The sequence below is a fragment of the Psychrobacter sp. M4 genome, from assembly GCF_055699795.1.
Genome location: NZ_CM146740.1, coordinates 747,573 through 769,663, shown reverse-complemented (window position 1 = coordinate 769,663; position 22,091 = coordinate 747,573). Strand labels below are relative to the sequence as shown.

The 22,091-nt window shown below is 44.3% G+C and carries 12 protein-coding genes and 2 pseudogenes; 7 read left to right on the top strand and 7 right to left on the bottom strand.

Annotated features, from left to right (window positions below; all coding sequences use genetic code 11):
• The first annotated feature begins 3 nt into the window (after positions 1 to 3).
• The gene (locus ACR63N_RS03310) at positions 4 to 1,125 is read left to right on the top strand and encodes a formimidoylglutamase (RefSeq protein WP_367106392.1); all 1,122 of its coding nucleotides are present in this window, start codon (positions 4 to 6) and stop codon (positions 1,123 to 1,125) included.
• A 75-nt stretch (positions 1,126 to 1,200) separates the two neighbouring features.
• Positions 1,201 to 2,514 carry an imidazolonepropionase gene (hutI, locus tag ACR63N_RS03305; RefSeq protein WP_472782447.1) on the top strand — a complete coding sequence of 438 codons (1,314 nt, stop codon included), beginning with the start codon at positions 1,201 to 1,203 and terminating at the stop codon, positions 2,512 to 2,514.
• A gap of 155 nt (positions 2,515 to 2,669) precedes the next feature.
• On the opposite strand, the gene ACR63N_RS03300 is transcribed toward hutI, so the two are convergent.
• On the bottom strand, positions 2,670 to 3,245 hold the full coding sequence (locus ACR63N_RS03300) for a PepSY domain-containing protein (RefSeq protein ID WP_367109454.1): 576 nt from the start codon (positions 3,243 to 3,245) through the stop codon (positions 2,670 to 2,672).
• A gap of 251 nt (positions 3,246 to 3,496) precedes the next feature.
• Between ACR63N_RS03300 and ACR63N_RS03295 the strand changes: the two genes are divergently transcribed.
• Positions 3,497 to 4,330, top strand: a complete 834-nt coding sequence (locus tag ACR63N_RS03295) for a hypothetical protein (RefSeq protein WP_367105282.1) — start codon at positions 3,497 to 3,499, stop codon at positions 4,328 to 4,330.
• 24 nt (positions 4,331 to 4,354) lie between these two features.
• Here ACR63N_RS03295 and ACR63N_RS03290 read toward each other — a convergent pair whose 3' ends face one another.
• The 5 genes from ACR63N_RS03290 to gdhA all read right to left on the bottom strand — a co-directional run bounded on the left by ACR63N_RS03290 (position 4,355) and on the right by gdhA (position 11,759).
• Entirely contained in the window at positions 4,355 to 5,314 is a 960-nt protein-coding gene (locus ACR63N_RS03290; protein WP_472782446.1) for a glycosyltransferase family 2 protein, read from the bottom strand.
• Between the two features lie 60 nt (positions 5,315 to 5,374).
• A complete protein-coding gene (locus tag ACR63N_RS03285; RefSeq protein WP_367105280.1) occupies positions 5,375 to 6,547 on the bottom strand; it encodes a hypothetical protein in 1,173 nt (390 codons plus the stop codon).
• An 88-nt stretch (positions 6,548 to 6,635) separates the two neighbouring features.
• Positions 6,636 to 7,868, bottom strand: a complete 1,233-nt coding sequence (locus tag ACR63N_RS03280) for a glycosyltransferase (protein WP_367105279.1) — start codon at positions 7,866 to 7,868, stop codon at positions 6,636 to 6,638.
• Between the two features lie 77 nt (positions 7,869 to 7,945).
• Positions 7,946 to 9,715, bottom strand: coding sequence for a glycosyltransferase family 2 protein (locus tag ACR63N_RS03275; protein WP_367105278.1), 1,770 nt, complete (start codon positions 9,713 to 9,715; stop codon positions 7,946 to 7,948).
• Positions 9,716 to 10,412: 697 nt separating this feature from the next.
• Positions 10,413 to 11,759 (bottom strand): NADP-specific glutamate dehydrogenase, encoded by a 1,347-nt coding sequence (gene gdhA, locus ACR63N_RS03270; protein ID WP_367105277.1) that lies wholly within the window; start codon positions 11,757 to 11,759, stop codon positions 10,413 to 10,415.
• Between the two features lie 799 nt (positions 11,760 to 12,558).
• On the opposite strand from gdhA, the gene ACR63N_RS03265 reads away from it, so the two are divergent.
• A complete protein-coding gene (locus ACR63N_RS03265; RefSeq protein ID WP_367105276.1) occupies positions 12,559 to 13,224 on the top strand; it encodes a class I SAM-dependent methyltransferase in 666 nt (221 codons plus the stop codon).
• Here ACR63N_RS03265 and ACR63N_RS03260 read toward each other — a convergent pair.
• Positions 13,221 to 13,814, bottom strand: a complete 594-nt coding sequence (locus ACR63N_RS03260) for a GNAT family N-acetyltransferase (protein ID WP_367105275.1) — start codon at positions 13,812 to 13,814, stop codon at positions 13,221 to 13,223. The two genes, ACR63N_RS03265 and ACR63N_RS03260, sit on opposite strands and share 4 nt — an antisense overlap.
• Before the next feature lie 419 nt (positions 13,815 to 14,233).
• Here ACR63N_RS03260 and ACR63N_RS03255 point away from each other — a divergent pair.
• The 3 genes and pseudogenes from ACR63N_RS03255 to ACR63N_RS03245 form a co-directional block, all read left to right on the top strand.
• Positions 14,234 to 19,600, top strand: a pseudogene (locus tag ACR63N_RS03255) (ESPR-type extended signal peptide-containing protein); the annotation flags it as partial.
• 204 nt (positions 19,601 to 19,804) lie between these two features.
• Positions 19,805 to 20,777, top strand: a pseudogene (locus ACR63N_RS03250) (trimeric autotransporter adhesin AtaA); the annotation flags it as partial.
• An 81-nt stretch (positions 20,778 to 20,858) separates the two neighbouring features.
• Positions 20,859 to 22,007: a YadA family autotransporter adhesin gene (locus ACR63N_RS03245; protein ID WP_472782704.1), complete on the top strand. Its 1,149-nt coding sequence runs from the start codon at positions 20,859 to 20,861 to the stop codon at positions 22,005 to 22,007.
• Positions 22,008 to 22,091: the final 84 nt, after the last annotated feature.

Here is a 22,091-nt window from a genome sequence, read left to right as displayed (position 1 = left end):
ACCATGACAACCGTTAATCACGTACAAGCTGATATGACGTTATGGAATGGCCGTGTTGAGCCGTTTGAAACTGCGCGCGCTTGCTATTGGTATCAAATCGCTCAGCCTTACGCTTTTGATAGTAGCAGTCAGCATAGCAGCCAGCAAAAAGCGCCGCAAAGTGGCCAGCGTATCGGACTGGTAGGTTTCGCTTGTGACCAAGGAGTGCGCCGCAATCAAGGGCGGATTGGCGCACGCGCCGCCCCGCCAATGCTAAAAAGCACGTTTGCCAGCCTGCCTGTCATTGGTGAGCTGCAAGATAGCTATAATGGCGAGTTGCCAATCTTGTTAGGCGACGCTGGTAATATTGAATGCGAGGATAATGATGCGTTTGCCGAAGCGATTTTAGAGGAGGCGCAGCAGCAATATGCTGATGTCGTGACGAGTATTATCAAACAAGGTCATCTAGCTATCGGTCTTGGCGGTGGTCATGCTATGGCGTATGGGAGTTTTTTAGGATTATGGCAAGCGCTACAAGAGCCAGAAAACCATTCTCAAGACGACTCTACAAGCAAGCCTAGCGGCAATAACAATAATACCGCTACTAACGACAGCATGCCTACTATCGGGGTCATCAATTTTGATGCCCACCTCGATATTCGTCAAGCAGATTTGGCGACTTCTGGTACGCCGTTTCGCCAAATAGCCGAGCACTTAACCGAGCATCAGCAGCCGTTTCACTATTGCTGCATTGGCGTCAGTCGCCTATCAAACACCGCCGCTCTCTTTGATCGCGCCAAAGCTTTGGGCGTGCATATTATCAGCGATGAAGACTGCGCCAATAAAAAATGGAAAAAAATTGCAGCGCAAATAGAAACCTTTATGAGTAGCGTCGATATTATTTATTTAACCATTGATATGGACTGTTTACCCGCAAGCGTGGTACCCGGCGTTAGTGCTCCGGCTGCTTATGGTATTGATTTGGCCTTTGTTGAGCGCGCGGTTAAATTCATCATGGCGTCAAACAAGGTAAAAATGGCAGATATCGCCGAGATTAACCCCACTTATGATGTCGATAACCGCAGTTGTAAAGTCGCGGCGCGTTTGTTGTCTACCATCGTTGAGCGGTATTTACTTGCAACATAATCACCCTATTCACAATTTTTTGACTGAAAAACTACAAACGCACTAGCTTTAAACTAAAATAAGCAGGAGCACATTATGACTGACATTACGAACTCTACTACACAGACACTTGACGATACTAGTATGAAGTCATTTGAGCATGTCATTATCAATGCTAATTTGGCAACATTCTCAGAGCAATACGGCTTTGCTATTCATAAAGATAATCAAGACAGTACGCCTTACGGTCAGCTAGAAAACGCCGCTATCGGTATTAAAAACGGCAAGATTGCTTGGATAGGCCAGCAAGAACAAATAGCAGCGTACCTCGCTGATTATCAAAGCGTGCAAGTTACAGATGCTCATGGCAACTGGCTAACGCCGGGACTTATCGACTGTCACACCCATCTGGTCTATGCGGGCAACCGTAGCAATGAGTTTGAAGCACGCCTGCATGGTGCCAGCTATCAAGATATCGCGGAGCAAGGCGGCGGGATTGTCTCCACCGTGAAATCAACCCGCGAGGCTGATGAAAAAGAGCTTTTCGCGCAAAGTGAAAAACGGCTGCTGGCATTAATGAAGGAAGGCGTTACTAGTATTGAGATTAAATCTGGTTATGGTCTTGATCTTGAGACCGAGCGCAAAATGCTACAAGTTGCCCGCAAGCTTGGCGACAAATACGACATCCATGTCAGCACCACTTATCTGGCCGCGCATGCGCTACCGCCAGAATATAAATCTCACATGCAGGACCGCTCGGATGAGTATATCGAGCAAGTTTGCGCATGGCTGCCTACTTTGCATAATGAAGGCTTGATCGATGCTGTCGATGGCTTTTGTGAAAACATCGCCTTTAGTAGTGAGCAAATCAAGCGCGTCTTTGAGGTTGCACGCGACCTTGATTTGCCTGTCAAACTGCACTCTGAACAGCTCTCCAATATAGGTGCTAGTGCTTTGGTTGCTGACTATCAAGGGTTATCAAGCGATCATCTTGAGCATTTATCTGAGGACGATATTAAGAAAATGGCGGCAAGTGGCACGGTTGCGGTGTTATTGCCAGGCGCGTTTTATACGCTACGCGATACCAAACTGCCACCGATTGAAGCGCTACGTAAACACCAAGTTAATATCGCTATCTCCACCGATTGTAATCCAGGCACCTCTCCGCTAACCTCCTTGCTACTGGCGATGAATATGGGCTGTACTTTATTTTATTTAACGCCCGAAGAAGTACTAGCAGGTGCCACTAACCATGCAGCTAAAGCGTTAGGTTTAGACAAAAAAGGCAAAATAGAAGTCGGCGCTGATGCGGATTTAGCATTATGGGATATCGCACGTCCTGCCGATTTGGCCTATCAGATGGGACTTAACCCCATTAAAGGTACCATGTATCAAGGACAATGGCGTTAGTAGAAGCTTATCTTTTATATCAAAAAAAGCCCCAATCAGTTAACGATTGGGGCTTTGGTATTTATGGAAGCTTGAATCATTATAGTTAAAATTCGGTACTTAAAAACTTGTACGTTAAAACCTGTACTTAAAAGTCTATAAGTTTTGTGTCTAACTTAGTTTTTAACTTTGCGCTCAAATTCTCGGCCGGTATCAGCGTTTATTTTCACCTCAATGACTTGATTGTCTCTGAGCATATCTACTTCATAGTAAGTAGGATGGTCATCATAGTCCCGATCATTTTTAAACTCAATTTCTAGAACACGGCTATCGCCTTGTTTTTCAACAGCATCAATAACGGCCATAACGCCTATTTTTGCGCGGCGTTGAATGTCATAATCATCTTTATCCCCACTGTCTAAACTGTCTGTATCAGAATCTACAATCTGACCTGTCATAGCATCGACTTTAATCTCATATTCGCTCGTACCATCACTAAATTCTAGCTCATAAACAGCGCCGCCTTGAGCATCATCGTCAGCATCATCAAATTCTGCACTAATCAAAGTACCAGAAGCCTGTTTGCTAGCAGTATCAATCGCTTGCTTTAAGCTAATTTTAGCCATTTGTGCTGCTCGTATTTCATCAGCCGTATCCGCTGTAGCAGCGGTGCTGACAGCGCCTATAGTCAGTGCCAAACCAAGACAACCAGCTAATGTGGTCAACTGAAAACGCTTAAATACATTACTCATAACTTATCCTTATAAATATTGTGGAATTATTCTCATGATACGGATACCTAAAAATTAATCTGCGACAAAAAAGTAGCTTAATGTAGCAATAATGTAGCAATAATGTACTACATAACCTTGCTTTGTAATTTCTACTTTTACCATAGATATCATACCTTTAGGTAATGCTATTATAGTGAATATAAGGTATAATATTTCTCCGTTTTTCTATGTTGTTATTCTTTTATTCTTATTAGTTAATATAGGACTATATGCTAAATAACTCTTATTCGATAGACTCACTATACCAAGAGGTTTATCACTCTGTAGCTGACTTTGGTTTTGACACTACTGTAGATGCTTATACTGCATCAGCAGTGGCCTTTGGCAACTTACCCCTGATTATTCAAAACCAGTTGTTGCAGAGTAAACGAGTTGTTTTAATAGCCAATAATCCTTCAATAGATATAGCCAGCCTAGAATCTATGCTGCAGCCGACAGACATGTTAGTACTGTTTAATGACTTTATACATGCTGATATTCTCGCTAGTCATCCGCTGCTACAATCCCTACCAAAACTGCTTTTTTTTCGGCAAAACGGTGACAGTAAATTGCATTTTGGTATGCCGCCTCGTAGCAATAATCTAAATGCTATCGTTAAAATGGCAGAGCACGCGCCGTTGGGACTGCTCTTTAGTAATGTAGGCTATCAGTTCCCTACGCCCGCCGATGATCCAAAACCGGAAGACGATCCGATAACCGCCGATAGGATACTGAAGATTCCAGACGCGCTAAACGAGCTTTTGCATAGTGACGCGCATTGCCGCGTGCTCTTGGAGCAGCACAGTGTCGTCGCTGATTATCCTTATTTTGCTGATATTCATTCCTCCGCACCAACCTCAGGGTTTTTGCTATATCGCTTACTATTGACAGCGCGCTTGCATATGCAGCAGCTCCAACCGGATGCAGCGCTCCTAGAGATACTAATGCTTGGCTTTAACGATGAAGATAAGACCGCGCATTTTTGGGAAGGCCACAATTGGGCGTTTGAGCGTCAAGAGCTGGCCGCGCCGCCGCATAATGTCAATGTCATTCGTCGGTATTAGTACTACTGAAAGCCCAGTAGTTGTTTAGACATAGGGTGCATCAGGATAATAGGCGTCTTCGATTTCAGTGTTACTAGGTTGACGTTTAACACTAATTGGTTTTGATTGCTCGGCGTGCCAGTCAATTATACCCATATCAGCAAACTCTGCTAACCAGCCAGCCATCGACCAATGCTGCCATTTGTCAAAAAATCGGTTGGCATTAATAACAATACTATCTAAATGATTAAGTGGCGGCCGGTAGACGCTGTGCTGCTGATGATAAATGACATCGTTGGTCAAATAAAAATCGATATTCAGTTTACGCGCCATAAAAGCAAAGTCGGTGTCTTCTGCGCCATAACCCACATAACTGGTATCAAAGCCACCAATCTGATCAAACTGATCGCGCATGATAGCAAAGCAAAGGCTCCAAAACGCGCCATAATCTTGAGTTTGCTTGATAGTGTTATCAGTTTTAACCTGATCAATTTCTACAAAATTATCGCGATAAGGATTAAACACCGATAGCTCATCTAAATGATCAGACGGTAGTGTCCCTTGCTGCAACCTAATACTTTCATCGTCCTTTAAGGGACGGGTTAAATAACGCGGCTGACCCATTAGCAGCGCGTCAGAATGTCGTTGCAGTTTAGCAGTTAGCTGTTCAATGAAAGTGGGCGCAATGATGCAATCAACATCTAAAAAGATGAGCGCATCGTAGCTGGCTTTGGCCGCCCCAAGATTGCGATTGCGACCGATATCAAATGAAGCGTTATCTGATAATCCATTCTCAGTCGTTGCAATCTTAATAAGATTTAAATCATATTCTGCTAAACGTTCGGGCTCAGCATCATCATTAACGATAATAACTTCGGCAGGTTGCATACTGCCGTTTGCCAAACTAGACAGCAGATTATATAAATGGCGATTACGTCCGTAGCAAGTGGTAATTACGCTGACAGAAAGGATTTTGAGAGTATTGTTTGCTTCATTCACGGTCATTATTCTTATTTTCCATTTTTTTATATTGGTTATTAAAACTCATATAATGTTAAATACTGGCTAAATCTCAACGTTTATCTTTAGCTGCGGCAATAACCAATCTTTAAACCATGTCTTAACAGAGCCATAATTAACCAAGCTATCCATAAATTTTTGCGCAGTTGGGTTAGATTGGTCACTGGGCAGATCTTGCGTATCTGACGACATTGATAAAAACTTATCTTGATAGCTTTTATCTACATGGCTTTCATCAGCCATCTGGTCTATAAATTGCTGCCAGCCTAGCGCGCGCCCTTCTGCGATCAGCGCCTCTGCCATCACTTCTTGTTCACGATGTGGTCGCGCGTCCGGCAATACCACCAATGGCGTTTGCTCTTGATAAACCTGCGCAATAGCATTGAGACCGCTTGCCATTAGCAGCAAATCACTGTGTGCAATAAAGGGTGTAACATCATCTACGTGCGCGGCAATATCGACAAACGGGCGCGTATTATCATCGATAGGTCCAAGCGATATAATCAGCGCATCAGGTAATAGCTCACGTAGTTTAGGCAGCTTTGCATCAATCGCTTGATGACCGCCGTAGCCTTTGATAACAGTTACTATCGAAGGCCAGTATTTATCATCAGCACCTAAGCTCTTTAGTTGCCCTACAAAATCTAGAAAAGTTAAAGGCTCACTAATTTTATCGGGCAAAAAACCAAGATAAAGCGATTTTTGCTGTACCCAGTCCGGTGTCATCAAAGCCTCAAGCGCTCTTGGATAAGGCACCAATAACCCAAGCGCGCCCGCAAAAGCGCCTAGATGCGGCAAGTCATCGCGCTCGCCTGCCAGTCTGACATACAGATAAGGCACACTTGCTGCGCGGCACAGCATCGCCACCTCAACACTGACATCGATAATCATCAAATCAATTTGGCGCTGACGGATTTCATTAAGCAATTGCCAGCTGCGCATTTGAATGTTTTTATTACCTACTGGTGAGTAATGCAGATGGCTTGGTTGCCAATACTGTCCTGCCCGCCCAGCCAACACATCATCTGGCAGCTCATCTTCAGCATTTAAACGGACAACTTGCTTATCCTTTATCGTAGAAAACTGATAAGCATCGTCAGATAAGCTAGTAAATACAGTCATCTGCTGCTGCAAATTAGCAGGCAATAATGCAGCCAACTTATCTGCTTGTCGGCAGTGCCCTGATCCATGATGATGGGCGTAGTAACCAATACGCATAAAGAGTGTCCTAAACGGGTGGTTAAATAATTGGTATATATGACTTTGGGTCAGTGATTTAGCATAAACGTTTTTGAACAACGGTAGTTTAAACAGATAAAGCTTTAGCCTTGTTACCTTTATCTATGTCTGTATTTTCTAATGCCTGCTCATACAATTTTATATAACCATTAACCATAGCCGCCACCGAACAAAACTGCTCAGCGCGCAAGCGACATGCTTTGCGTGAGATGTCTTTAATACCAGAAAAAGCTTGCACAAAAGCCGCTTTATCCATTTTAGGGACGATAATACCTGTGGTTGATGTAATAATCTCTGCGCTAGCACCGGCATCAAAACCGAGCACAGGTGTGCCGCAAGCCAAGCTCTCAGCCAGCGTAAGACCGTAAGGCTCATCCCAGGTACTAGTAAATAACATCGCTGTCGATTGACATAAATAATCGTTGATCTCTTTTTTATTTAAATGACCTACGTAATCAAATAATGGCGCTCTGTCACGGTTCTCACTGTCTTTAGCCTCTTGCGCTAAGAGCGGCGCTACATACTCATCAAAATACTCAACATTGCTTTTGGGCCCAGCAATCACTAAGCGCTTACCTGCCGCTTTACAGTACTCCATTGCCAAATGGGTACCTTTTTCAATACAAATACGCCCGCACCAAAAATAAACTTCATCTGCAACAGTTTGAGTATTGGCTCTAAACGACTCTACATCAATACCGTTATAGACCACATAAGCGGGGACGAATTCAGCAAACAGTTGCTGCTGATGACCACTTATCGCCGTAAACTGCGTGTGCGTGCCTTGTCTTAGCGTCAGTAGTGCCAAGCGCAGCTGCGGAAATATGGGCGTATGAAAAGTAGTAAAGCAGCGTTTGCCAAACGCTTGACCCATAGTCATTGGAATATGATGCAAGCTGTGATTGTGTACTATATCGATCTCGCCGCGTGCGTCTCGAGCAATAATATCGTGCATGGCTTGTTGATAAACCAGATACTGGTATAACTCTTCACGGCTCATCCCTACTGAATCATGCTCATTGGGATAGACCAGTGCATCGAATTCGGCGCGCGTCATAAACGGTATTAAGGTGGCCTTTGTCTGACTGTCTGCATGGCCATACAACAAAACATCGTGCCCACGTGCCACTAATTCATCACAGATCAGCTGGGTGATCATCTCAAGACCGCCAGCATACGGCTCAGCGATAGGATACAAAGAGTGGGCAATAATGGCGATACGTAGTGCAGGAGTTTGCGGCGCATCAAAGTCTTCATAATCAATAAAGCTTGATCTATTAATAGCAGGGCTTGAGGGCATGATAAATCCGATATAAATGAATGAAGTTTAAAGGTTGAGAAAATTAGAAATTAATGGCACAGATTAGCGTAGGCCAGTTATTTATAGCTGGCTATTTTATTATTATTTGCTACTTTGTCGTCTGCTAAGCTCTTGGATTTTTGTAAATTAGTCTGCTGTAGAACAGTCTTTTGTGAACTAAAACTGGGCTCCTTATAGCTATAATTAGTCATTATCACTTTAGCTGCCCATAGTTTTAATAAACAAACGATAATAGCGCATACGAATAATAGCGGCGAATATAAAGGGGACAATGGCGATACTAACATCGCTGTCAATACGCTTAACCCTAATAGTAGTTTAGGCAGGGCCGATATGTTGGCAATACGCACAGAGCGGCGCGTACGAACATCATCTAGTTTGGGCGTACAAATAAATGGTTTATCACGGCCCCATAATACTGGCCACCATGACAAAGCACCCAGCTCCCAAAAGTTTAAATGCAGCGCCCAAGCCTGCAAACGATGGCCTAGATTTGGCTTGCTCTCGTTTTGAACTTGCTGATTGAGCGGCGCATCATCATGCAAATAAGCCCATAAACGCCGAGCCAAAAACAACCCATAACTCATATAGACTATATAAAGTGGGGTAAGCAGCGTTGCTAGATTAACATTAAGACCTGCCAGCAGCACAGCGCCAATAATGAGCAAAGTGGCGACGTGAAGTAGGATAAAGATACCAGTAAAATTGATCCAAGCACTAAGCTGCGAGAGATGAGCACGCATATAAGCTAGACGCTCTTTGATACTTTGACTTTGTACCGCGTAACTTTGCTTATCAGACAAATGAGGATACTCAGTGGGCTTCGAGCGCATAGAGAAGTAAGTGTTAAGCACTTGCATATTGCCATAGATCCAACGCCGACGCTGAGCCATTAAATCAGATAGCGTCGTCGGTAGTAGTCCTGTTGCAATGACCTCAGGAATAAATTGACTACGTAGCCCTTGGCGATGCATCAGTACGCCCATCTGTGCATCTTCAGTAATAGAGGCTCCCGACCAGCCGCCCAAATTTATCAAGGCATCGCGGCGAATAACAGCATAAGTCCCAGTAGATAGCGCGCGACTACGATTAAACGGCCGATATAAATGATAATTAAAATAATGATTCAATTCGCTATGGACATCCACCCGCCCTGCATCACGATAAAACTGCGGAAACTGCAATAGCGTATGCTTAGGATGATGGCGAATAGCACTGACAATAGCATCTCTTGCCTGCGGCAAAGCTTGGTAATCGCTGTCTACTACCACCAGATGAGTGGCATTGGGATTCATAAGCCCTAAAGCTAAATTAAGAGCGCCAGATTTGAAACCTGCTACGGCATCGATATGATAAAAATGCACATTAAGCTTGGCATCTAGACCATTACAAAATTTTGCTAGAGGCTCGTACAGCTCAGTTTTGGTATGGTTATTATCAACAATCAATATCTCATCGTCAAAAGCTTTAATAGCCAGCAATGACTTGATAGTCTCAATTACCATAGCGACAGGTTCAGCACGAGTCATCAATTGAAAGCTTAAGCGTATTGGCTGGTTGGTCTTTGACTCTGCATTATTGTTTTTATTAGCAAAAACGCTTTGATAATTATACTTTTTATTAATTCTTTCTTGTTGTCTATCGAAGCTATCCGGTTTTTGAGAATAGTCATCAGAGCGTTTACGGTAGCTAATTTTTTGAAACTCACTCTGACTTTCAAACCTTTTTAAATTACGATGAGTTGATACCACTTTGTTTGAGCCAAACCCCGCTTGGTTTACAGACGCTGATGGCTCTACAGAGTAATTCCTTTTATTGATAGTCATATTTCATTCCTATGAGTAGCGCTTAGCTAATATGACAATGAAAGCAGAAAAGACATGCCAGCTCTTATTATTGTATTAATTGGTTTGTCACAAAAAAGCTAATTAACGATTCACAATATTTTCTTTATAACGGCGTCCTACTAAATAAACACATACTCTTAATTAATAATAAATTAAACAAAGTTTTTATCAAAAGTTATAGAAGTTATGTAGGAACTCCATAATAATCAAAGGGATTAGAATTTTTTAGATATAAAGTGTACGTAAATCTCCTATAGTGTAACGCTGCGTAATTAGTGTAGAACTTCTACAAAATTAGTCACTTAGCGTCCAGAAAAACTTATTCATCTTACAGAATATAACCATAGGAAGCACATTTTTGTATGAACTTGACTATTCGATATAAGTTTACAACCTCTACCTAGAAACATTTTATGAATAATGCCAGGTTCATAGTTTTGATAAAAAAAATACCGCCTCTATATGAAATAGACGCGGTATCATCAATCTTGAGATGTGGTTTGCTTTTAAGAGTTATTACTTTTGTAGCTTAAACGTCTTAATATAATGAAAAAGGGTTAGCATAAGGCTCTATGACGATGAACATCAAAAAGAATATAATGCGCTCGCACTTATAGTGTAAACACACTTAAGTATAAACACACTTAGTTACCAAAATAAGTAGTATAAAAGCTTATTAGTTTAGAATGCCATAAGCTACTAGGGCATCAGCGACACGTTTAAAACCAACAATATTGGCTCCTGCCATATAGTCGATATAGCCATTATCCGTCTGTCCGTACTCCTCCGAAGCCGCCGCCGCACTGTCATGAATATTTTTCATAATGTTTTTAAGACGCTCATCGATCTGATCAAAGGTTTTATACTGACGCACTGAGTTTTGTGACATCTCAAGTGCAGATACCGCCACCCCGCCGGCATTAGCTGCTTTGCCTGGCGCGTAGTGCACACGGTTTTCACAAACACGGTCGATAGCTTTAGCAGTCAGTGGCATATTAGCACCTTCAACTACATACTTGACTCCATTTTCAACCATTTTTTGGGCATCTTCTTCATCAACTTCGTTTTGCGTTGCTGATGGGATAGCAATATCTGCTTTTATGTGCCAAGGAGTTTGACCTGCAAGCCACTCACCGCCAAAGACTTCGATATAATCTGTCAAAGGCTTGCCTTGATCCTTTTGCTTTTTGAGCCAATCTATCTTTTCTTGATTCAGTCCTTTTTCATCATACAAAGTACCTTTTGAATCAGAGACAGTAATAGCGATACCGCCGAGCATACAGACTTTTTCTGCTGCATGTAATGAGACGTTACCTGCTCCTGAGATCAGCACCTTTTTACCTTTGATATCATCATTTTGTACTTTGAGCATATTCTCTAAAAAATATACCGCGCCGTAACCTGTCGCCTCAGTACGCATCAGACTACCGCCGAAGCCGACGCCCTTACCGGTCAACACACCGCTATATTCGTGCGTTAGATTCTTATACATAGCATACATATAGCTGACTTCGCGGCTACCCACGCCAATATCGCCTGCGGGTACATCCATATCTTTACTAACATAATGATGGAGCTCGCGCATAAAAGCATAGCAAAAACGGCGAATCTCACTATCTGTCTTGCCTTTGGGATCAAAGTCAGAACCGCCTTTACCACCGCCAATCGGCAGACCTGTTAGCGCATTTTTGAAAATCTGCTCAAAACCTAAGAACTTGAGTACTGATTGATTGACTGTCGGGTGAAAACGCAATCCGCCTTTGTAAGGTCCTAAAGCGTTACTAAATTGCACTCGCCAACCCCGGTTGACCTGTACTTCTCCTTTATCGTTCTCCCAGTTTATCCGAAAAGCGATAATACGATCAGGCTCGACCAAGCGCTCAAATATCTTCATTTTTTGAAATTCAGGGTGAGCGTCATACAAAGGTGCGATGGTGAGGGCAACCTCTTTTACGGCTTGCACAAATTCAGGTTGATGGGCGTAACGGGCTTCAACTTTTTCGATGGCTTGGCGGATACTCATATATGTTCCTCAACTATAGAAGGGGTGATCGTATGCAACGATATCTAGGTCATATCGTATTACGGTAGATGACAGTCTTGTTGATACTAAATTGCAGATATCAATACAAGACTGCTGTCATCTCTATGCGTTTGACGCAAAAACGGAGGAGATTAAAAACCAGTAGATTGGTCGCCGACTGGCGTCTTAGGTCTTGGTATTTGCTCTATCTACTAAGTTAGCATGTATTCAATAGTACTGAACTAAATAGTAGATAGTTTAAGGGCAATTGATGCTCATGGTTCATGATACGCAAATTTACGATCAGAGCGATCAATAGCTTGATGCTGGGTATTTAATTTACCTTGCTGATAAAAAAAGTCAATACTGTATAAGAATATAAATGCTATTAATTATATTCTCTCATATGCAGAAGAACTCAAAGGCTATAATAAACAGTGATTTTATAGTCAATCCCAAATAAAACTGACATATTTGGTCACGTGCTGCTGGTATTAATTTTAATTGCACGCTGTGTCGTTGCAACCAAAGGCTGCGCAAAACTTATCCCAGCAGCACTACACAGTAACACTTTTAAAGTACTCCCCTATCTTAATAGCTCATTTACGCCTTCATTGATATCTATAACCATAGCAGTAATACTAGTATCCTGCAAAGTAACAACACTCTACCCCGCTATCAGGCATACTGTTGTTACTATCGTTCAGTCTCTACGTTTGCGACTACGGCGTTTTCTTCTCCTTTTGATCGCGGCACTTTTTGCCGAACTTTGCATTTTTGCTTATTTTTAGGAGCGTCTATGACTGCGCTGACGACTGTGCGCGTGCGTTACCAAACCATCGAGATTGGCAACACCGATATCCATATCTGTACCCTGCGTGACAATCAACAATTTAGCGATCCTGACAATGAAGCGCTGGATTTGGGCATTTGCTCAGCGTCTTGGCCGATGTTTGGGGTGATATGGCCATCAAGCTTGGTACTGGCCAATCACATGCTCAATTATGATATCGCAGGTAAGCGTATCTTAGAGGTAGGCTGCGGCATGGCGTTATCCAGCTTACTGCTCAATCATCGCCACGCCGATATTACCGCCACTGACTATCATCCGACGGTCGAGTATTTCTTAGATAAAAATACTGCGCTTAACAACAATAAAGAGATTAGCTTCGAGCGCTTGGATTGGAGCGAAGATAATAGTCATCTTGGGCGCTTTGATATCATAATCGGTAGCGACCTGCTTTATGAAGATCAACATATTGATATTTTAGCTGAGTTTATCGAGCGTCACGCTAATCCTCAGTGTGAGGTGATCATCGTTGATCCGGGACGCGGGCGCAAAAATAAGCTAACTTCAAAGATGATTGAGTTTGGCTTTAGCAGTCAACATGTTAAGCCTGAAGATACGACTTATTTAGAATTGCCGTTTAAGGGGCATATTTTGACTTTTTCAAGAAAGGGTTAGACATTTACGTTAAATGTATCAGTAGAGATTTCTCGCCACTGCTGCCGAGTTATTCTATATAAAACATGCTCAGCAAGACGATGATTAGGCGCCAGCATGGGATGATAAAAATTCTGTCGCGAATCGCTCATGCCAATACGCTGCATGATGAGCTGCGAGTGTTTATTAATCACGGCGGTAAAGGCAACGACCTCATTAAGCTCTAACGTTTCAAAAGCATAATGTAAAGATGCTCTTGCCGCCTCGGTAGCGTAACCTTGCCCCCAATACTCCTTATGCAGCCGCCACCCAATCTCCACACTAGGTGCAAAAGGCATATCTGCGTGAGTCTCGTTTAGACCTACCATACCGATAAATTTATCGTCGTTTTCTAGATTATCTTTTAGACTTACTGCCCAAAACCCCCAACCGTTATCTTTAATAAGCTGCTGGCATTTATGAGCTATCGCATCGCTTAGCTTTGGTGATAATAGCTTAGGGAAATATTGCATCACTTCAGGATCTGCGTTCATCTGGGCAAACACTGCTAAGTCGTCAGGTTGCCATTGCCGAAGGATGAGGCGCTGGGTTTCTAACTTTGGTTCTATCATGGAAGTTTGCCTGCATCGTTTTAGCGTTTTATTTGATATATAAAGACAATAAAAAAAAGACTCTATAAACAGGGTCTTTTTTGTTATCGCTTTTGTACTGGGGCAGTAACATCCCTTATCACAACGTTAAAATGCCAATCTAGAAACTATAACTAAACACTTGTCAAGATGTAATATTAAGTATGTCTCTTTTTGTTTTTATGTTTAAGCTATTTTTTACAAAAATATAACAATCATGGAATAAATATTGCAACGTAAGAGCACTTACCAAAAGAACAATTTATCTCAACAGTACATGGTTATTGATGAAATATTTATATTTTGTGTGAGTATAAATCTTCTTTTTATAAATTTTAATTAAGTCTTACAAGCTGTGCTGCTGTTAAGTAGTGTTGTGACTATGACAGGATGTTTACTCTATGAATCGTAACTACAAAGTTATCTGGAACCAATCACTAAACTGCTTTATGGCTGTCGCAGAATATGCTAAAAGCCGCGGTAAATCATCAAGTACTACTGTTACCTCAGACTCATCAAGTACATTCAATGACACGGTAACAGGAGGTGCGCAACTATTGCGTCTCAGTGCACTGTGCATAGGGCTGGCTAGTGCTGGATTTAGTATGCAGGCGGTAGCTGTTGTAGGGCCTAACTCAATAGATACTAACGTTTGTGATGCAACTAGTAATCCTAGTACCGCAGCAAACAAGTCTACCGGTGATATCGCCATAGGCTGTAACAGCGATGCTAGCGGTAGAAACAATATAGCAATAGGCGGTACCGCGACCACTAAGGCAAACGCAGGTGCTACCCAGGGCGCGCAAAGTATCGCTATAGGCTATGATGCTCAAACAAAGGGCGATCAATCTATAGGATTTGGCGCTAATGTACGTGCCAATGGTAGCTCTTCTATTGCGATTGGTGGTGACGATTTAGATTCAGCCTCAAAACGTAATACAGATGGTACTAGTAACGCAGCTTTAAACAGTGGCGATGTCAATCAAGCCTTTAGGAAGTTTGCAGGTCGTGATTTAGTCTATACAGATGCCAACGGTGCAAGTAATCCAAATATTCCAGATGTTAATAGAAGACAGTACATCGGTACCGAAACTGCAGGTCCCGCCTCAGTCGCTGTTGGTGTACAAGCACAGTCTGTTGGCGCCTTATCAACAGCCTTTGGTACTCAGGCCACATCCATTGGTGTGGGTTCTGCTGCTTTTGGCGTATCAGCCACCGCTACAAAAGCAGGTTCAGTTGCTCTAGGTGCTGGAGCCGAGACCGATAAAAATGCTACCTCTGAAAAAACCGTCGTGATAGGCGGTAAAACTTATAATTTTGCTGGTAGTGTACTAGACGGTGCAGGCGGTCCAGTTAAAACAGGTGCACAGGTCTCTGTTGGGGCAACGGGGCTTGAACGTCAGATAAAAAATGTGGCTGGCGGTAGAATTGATTCTAGCAGTACTGATGCTATCAACGGTAGTCAATTAGCAGCCACTAATTCAGCGCTTGAAGACACAAATAACAATGTTACTGCAAATACTGGTCGTATTAATACTAATGCTAACAACATTACTGGTAATACAAATAACATCGCCAACCTAACCAATGGCAGAGCCGGTATCGTCCGTCAAGACAACGGCACGGCACCTATCACCGTCGGCAGCAATACTGGTGGCAACAGTGTCAACTTTACTGGCACCAGTGGCAGACGTACCCTAACCGGCCTGGCCAATGGTAACGTCGCGACGGGTTCTACGGACGCCATTACTGGTGACCAGCTTAGTGCTACCAATATCACGGTTGCTAACGTACAAACAGCAGCCGACAACGCCCAAACCACAGCCAATACTGCCAATACCACTGCTAATAGCGCCCTAACCCAAGCCAATCTAGGCTTCGGTATTGCAGCCGATAATGGCACAGCAAATAACGTGCAGTTGGGCGAAGCCGTAACCTTTACTAATACCGATAATAATCTTGTCGCTACCGTGTCAGACAATGCTATCAATTATGGTTTAGCAGACGATATCAGCGTCAATCAACTCACGGTCGGCGATGCCACTAATGATACTGTCTTAACCAGCACGGCCAACGGCCTAGATGTCGGCGGTGATAAAATTACTAACATCGTCGATGGCACCATTGCTGCTGGATCGACAGAAGCGGTGACTGGCAATCAGCTTAATGCGACTAATACTAACGTTAATACTAACGCGAATAATATTGCAACTAATACTAGCAACATTGCAACCAATACGAGCGACATCATCGACAATCGTAATGTCTCACAAGGCAATGTCACCGCCCTTGGGGGTGGTGCTAGCTATAATGCAGCAACCGATACTTATACCGCGCCCACGTATAGTTTAAACAATGACACTGATAGCTTCAACAATGTCGATGACGCGCTAGGTAATCTTGATACTCGTACCACCGCCAACACTGGAGATATCGCCACCAATGCTGGCAATATTAATACTAACGCCAATAATATTACTGGCAACACTGGCAGCATTGCTGATTTAACCAACGGCAGAGCCGGTATCGTGCGTCAAGACGCTGGTACTGGCGCTATTACTGTTGGTGCAACTACCGGTGGCAACAGTATTGACCTTACTGGTAGCAATGGTGCACGCACTCTAACCGGTCTGGCGAATGGTAACGTTGTAGCAGGATCAACAGATGCGATTACTGGTGATCAGCTTAATACCACTAACACCAATGTTGCGACTGCTCAAACCGCAGCAGACAATGCACAAGGGTCAGCAGACAACGCCCAAACCACAGCCAATACTGCCCTCTCCCGAGCTGATCTAGGCTTTGGTATCGCCGCTGACAATGGTACAGCAAACAATATTCAACCGGGTGAAGTGGTTACCTTTACTAATAATGATGGCAATCTTGTCGCTACCGTATCAGATAATGCGATTAATTACGATTTAGCAGACGATATTAGTGTTACTCAACTAACGGTTGGCGATGGCACTAACAATACCGTATTAACCAGCACAGCTAATGGTTTAGATGTCGGCGGTGCTAAAATCACTAATGTAGCTGATGGTACTATTGCTGCTGGATCGACAGAAGCGGTGACTGGCAATCAGCTTAATGCGACTAATGCCAACGTAACTACCAATGCGAATAACATTGCCACGAATACGGGTAATATCACTACCAATACTAGCAATATCGCAACTAACACTAGCAATATCACCGACAACCGCAATGCATCACAAGGCAATGTCACCGCCCTTGGGGGTGGTGCTAGCTATAATGCAGCAACCGATACTTATACCGCGCCCACGTATACCTTAGACGATGGTACCAATGCGGGAGTCACAACTAACGTCAACAATGTCGGCGACGCGCTTGATAATCTTGATACTCGTACCACAACCAATGCTGGCAATATCAATACTAACGCTAATAACATTGCTGGCAACACCGGAAGCATTGCTGATCTGACAAATGGTAGAACCGGTATCGTGCGTCAAGATACAGGTACAGGCGCTATTAGCGTTGGTGCTCAGACTGGCGGCACTAGCATTGATTTTACTGGCACTGATGGCGTACGCATCCTAACCGGACTCGCTAATGGTAATGTCGCGGCGGATTCTACGGATACGATTACTGGTGATCAGCTTAATACGACTAATATCAATGTGACTACGAACGCTAATAGCATTACTGCCAACATTACTGACATCACTGACAACCGCAATGCGTCACAAGGCAATGTCACCGCGCTCGGTGGCGGTGCTGAATACAATGCCGCAACCGATACTTATACCGCGCCTAAATACACGGTGTTTACCAACCCAGGTGATGCCACTGGTACCAGTAGTACCGTCAACAATGTTGGCGATGCCATCAGTGCTATCAACACCGCGGTGCAAACGCCACTTACCTTTGCAGCGGATAGCGGCACGATTGAGCGTCAACTTGGCGACACCTTTAATATCAGTGGTGATAATGGCAATATCACCACAGCTGCCACGGCAACCGGTATTGAGGTGCAAATGAGCGCTACCCCAACCTTTGATACCGTTACCGTGAATAATGCACCCACCGCTGGCACTGATGTGACCAATAAAGATTATGTTGATGGTTCGCGGACATCAGTCACCTCAAGCAATAGCTCTATTAGTGTCATTGAAACTGCTGATGGTAATGCTCGATCGTTTGATCTTGCCGTTAACGCGCAAGCTTTGAGTGATAGTGCCCAGCTACCAGTGGTTTATACGACTACTGATGGTACAAGATTATATAAACAAGCGGACGGTAGTTTCAATACGGTGGCCAATGGCAGCGGTAGTACGGTTGCGGTCGATAATATTCTAGCGTCTGTGCAAGCAGCGGATGGCAGTACAACCACGCCAACGGTCTTGTCCAATATCGCCGATGGTGAACTGAGTACCACCAGTACGGACGCGATCAATGGCAGCCAGCTTAATGCGACCAATACTAATGTCACCACTAATACTGGCAACATCGCTACCAACACAGGCAACATTACTACCAATACTGGCGACATCGCTAACTTAACCAATGGCAGAACTGGCATCGTCCGTCAAGATGCAGGTACAGGAGCTATCACTATTGGTAATAGTACTAGCGGCACCAGCGTAGACCTTAATGGTACTGATGGCGTACGCACTCTAACTGGTCTAGCTAATGGTAATGTAGCGACTGGTTCTAGTGATGCCATCACCGGCGACCAGCTCAACACCACTAACAATAACGTGACTACTAACGCTAATGATATCACCGACAACCGCAATGCGTCGCAAGGTAATGTTACAGCCCTTGGTGGTAATGCTGGCTACGACGCAGCGACCGATACTTATACCCCGCCAGCTTATACCTTAGACGATGGTACTGGTACTGACACGACAGTCAACAATGTCGGCGATGCGCTTGGTAATCTTAATACTCGTACCGCTGCCAATACTGCTGACATTACAACCAATGCTGGCAATATCAATACTAATGCTAATAACATTGCTGGCAATACTGGCAGCATTGCTGATTTGGCAAACGGCAGAACCGGTATCGTGCGTCAAGATGCCGGTACAGGCGCGATTACCGTTGGCGCTCAGACTGGTGGTACCAGCATCGACATTGCTGGCACTGATGGCGTACGCACCCTAACTGGACTTGCCAATGGTAACGTCGCAGCAGGATCGACAGATGCGATTACTGGTGAGCAGTTAAATGCTAGCGCAGAAGCTCTTAGCACCATTGTTGGTGGCAACGCAGTCAATACTGGCGGCGTCATCACGGCGACCAATATTGGTGGTACTGGTGTTGACAACATTGACGAGGCGATTACATCCGTTAATGACACAGCGATCAAAGCCAAGAGCACGGTGAGCGAAGGCGATAACATTGTCATCGCTACTACTACTAATGCTGATGGCTCTACCAACTATCAAGTCGCCACGGCAAATAATCTCGTCCTCGACAGTTTAACCACTGGCAATACCGTAACTAATAATAGCGGCGTGACGATTAATGATGGCGCAAACGTGACCACATTGAGCAGTGCTGGCAATACGGTAACTGATGGCAGCAATACCAGCAATTATAGTGCAAACGGCTTTACAACTAACGACAATGCTGGCAACAGCGTCATGGTTAACCAAACTGGTCTAAGCTTTAATAACAGCGCTGGAGCGACAGGACCTAGCATTAGCGCTACAGGTATTAACGCTGGTAGCATAAAAATTAGTAATCTAGAAGCGGGCACATTAGCAACGGATGCTGTCAATAAAGGTCAACTAGATGCTATCACTGGCAATATAGCCGCAGGCGGCGTTCAGTATGATCGCAATGCTGATGACACGGTAAACTACGATAACGTTAGTTTTGCTGGTACTCCAGCTATCATCGGTACAGATGAGAATGGTAATAACGTAGTTGTCAGTGGTGGCACTACGCTTACTAATGTCGCAAACGGCGTTAACGCAGCAGATGCGGTCAATAAAGGTCAGCTCGATAGTATTATCGCTAACAACATTACTGATGTTGAAGTTACTGACCAAGATGGCAACGTTATTACTACGGTGAATGTCGCCCAGCAAGTCGTTAACTCTCAACCAGATAATGCCAATACGGACTCTTTATTTTTAACCTATGATGTGGCAGGTCAAGAAGTTACCGATCGTTTGAGTATCGGTCAAACCGTACAAAAGATGAATACTGAAGGTGTCAAGTTTGCCCATACCAATGCAGTGAATGCTACAAGTAATTTGGGTAACACTAATGACTCAAGTGCAGGCGCTGATAATTCTACTGCTATCGGGGTTAACGCCATTGTGGCAGCGGATGCAGAAAGCACTATTGCCCTAGGGCACAACACGCTGGCCTCAGATAATGCGACCAACGCGGTAGTCATCGGTAAAGACTCACAAGTTGGCGGTGCCTCCTCTATCGCCATTGGTAACGGCTCTCAAGCCAACGGTAATCAGTCTATAAGTGTCGGTACTCGAAATATTGTTAATGGTAATAACTCAGGAGCCTTTGGTGACCCAACGATCATCAACGGTGATAATAGCTATCTATTCAGTAGGTAATAACAATGCTATTGATAGCAGCGATACCTTTGTACTGGGTAACAATGTCACCCAAAGCGTCGACGGTTCAGTAGTACTCGGTACCGGCTCGGCGGCTACTACCGGTGCTGGCATTACAGGTTATCGAGCAGATACCAGTGATGCTAATGACGCTATTTTGGCTACTACTAGTAGCACAGGTGCCGTAGCGGTAGGCGATGCTGATAATGACATATATAGACAAGTCACTGGTGTTGCCGCAGGTACAGCAGATTCTGATGCCGTTAACGTCGCTCAGCTAAGAGCGGTTGACACGACTTTGAGTAATCTAGTAACCGGTAATATCGGACTGGTACAGCAAGCAGGCAATCAAAACGTGATTACTATAGGCGCGGCGACCGGTGGTACGTCCATCAACGTTGCAGGCACCGACGGCAATCGTCAAATCGCAGGGGTAGCTGCCGGTACAGCAAACACCGATGCACTGAACGTGGGTCAGCTTGGCTCCGTACTGGGCGGTAACACGACAGTCGCTGATAATGGGCAAATCAATGCCAATCTAAATGTGGGCGGCAATCAGTACAATACCGTACAAGACGCGCTAACAGCCGTGAACACGCAAACAGGACAGCTCAATGATGCCGCTGTGCAGTATGATAGAGATGCTAATGGCTCGGTGAATCAAAACCAGATCACTTTGGGCGGCGGTGCAGAGGGTACCCTCATCACCAACGTACAAAACGGCAATGTTGCAACGGGCAGCAGAGATGCTATTAACGGTGGTCAGCTCAATGACACAGCAGACTCTATTGCCGGAGTTATCGGTGGTAATGCGACCAACACTGGCGGCGTTATTACGGCAACCAATATCGGCGGCACCGGCGCAAGCACCATTGACGGTGCGATCTCCTCCATCCAGCAAAACAATGCCAGCACTAACGCTGCGGTCAGTAATAATACCGCTAATATCGCCAGCAACAGCAGTGATATTCAGGACAATACGGGTAGGCTAAATGCGGGGCTAAACTTTAGTGCCGATAGCGGCGCGACTATTAACCAGCCAATAGGTGACAATAGCGCGATAAGCTTTGTGGGTGGCGATAATATTACCACCACCGCTAGCGATAGTGGTATTCAGTTCGATTTAAACGGCAATATCAATGTCGATACCGTGAGCGCTCAGAGCATTACCACTGGCAATACAACCGTTAATAATAGCGGCGTAACTATCCAAAATGGTCCCAGTATGACCACCAATGGTATCAATGCTGGCGGTAGCGTAGTTACTGGGGTCGCAGATGGTATTGATGCCACAGACGCGGTTAACTTCGGTCAATTAAGCGCCCTTGATAGAAGACTCAATAGTAATGTCAGCGAGCTAGGTTATAAGATCAACGAGGTCGAAGATGAGGCTAACGCCGGTATATCAGCCGCTATGGCGATGTCTTCATTACCGCAAGCCTACATTCCAGGTAAGTCAATGGTCGGCGGCGGTATTGCCTCATACAATGGCGAAAGTGCGGTAGCGGTTGGGGTCTCAAAAGTATCTGACAACGGTCGTTGGGTAATCAAGGCCAATGGCACTGCAGATACGCAGGGCAATGCTGGCGGCGCTATCGGTGCAGGCTTTCATTTCTAAATCAACGCTAACTATTTGTAGCAGCGCCTGCATTCGAACACATTATTTTGGACGAATGCAGGCGTTAGCCGCTGACCTAAAAGC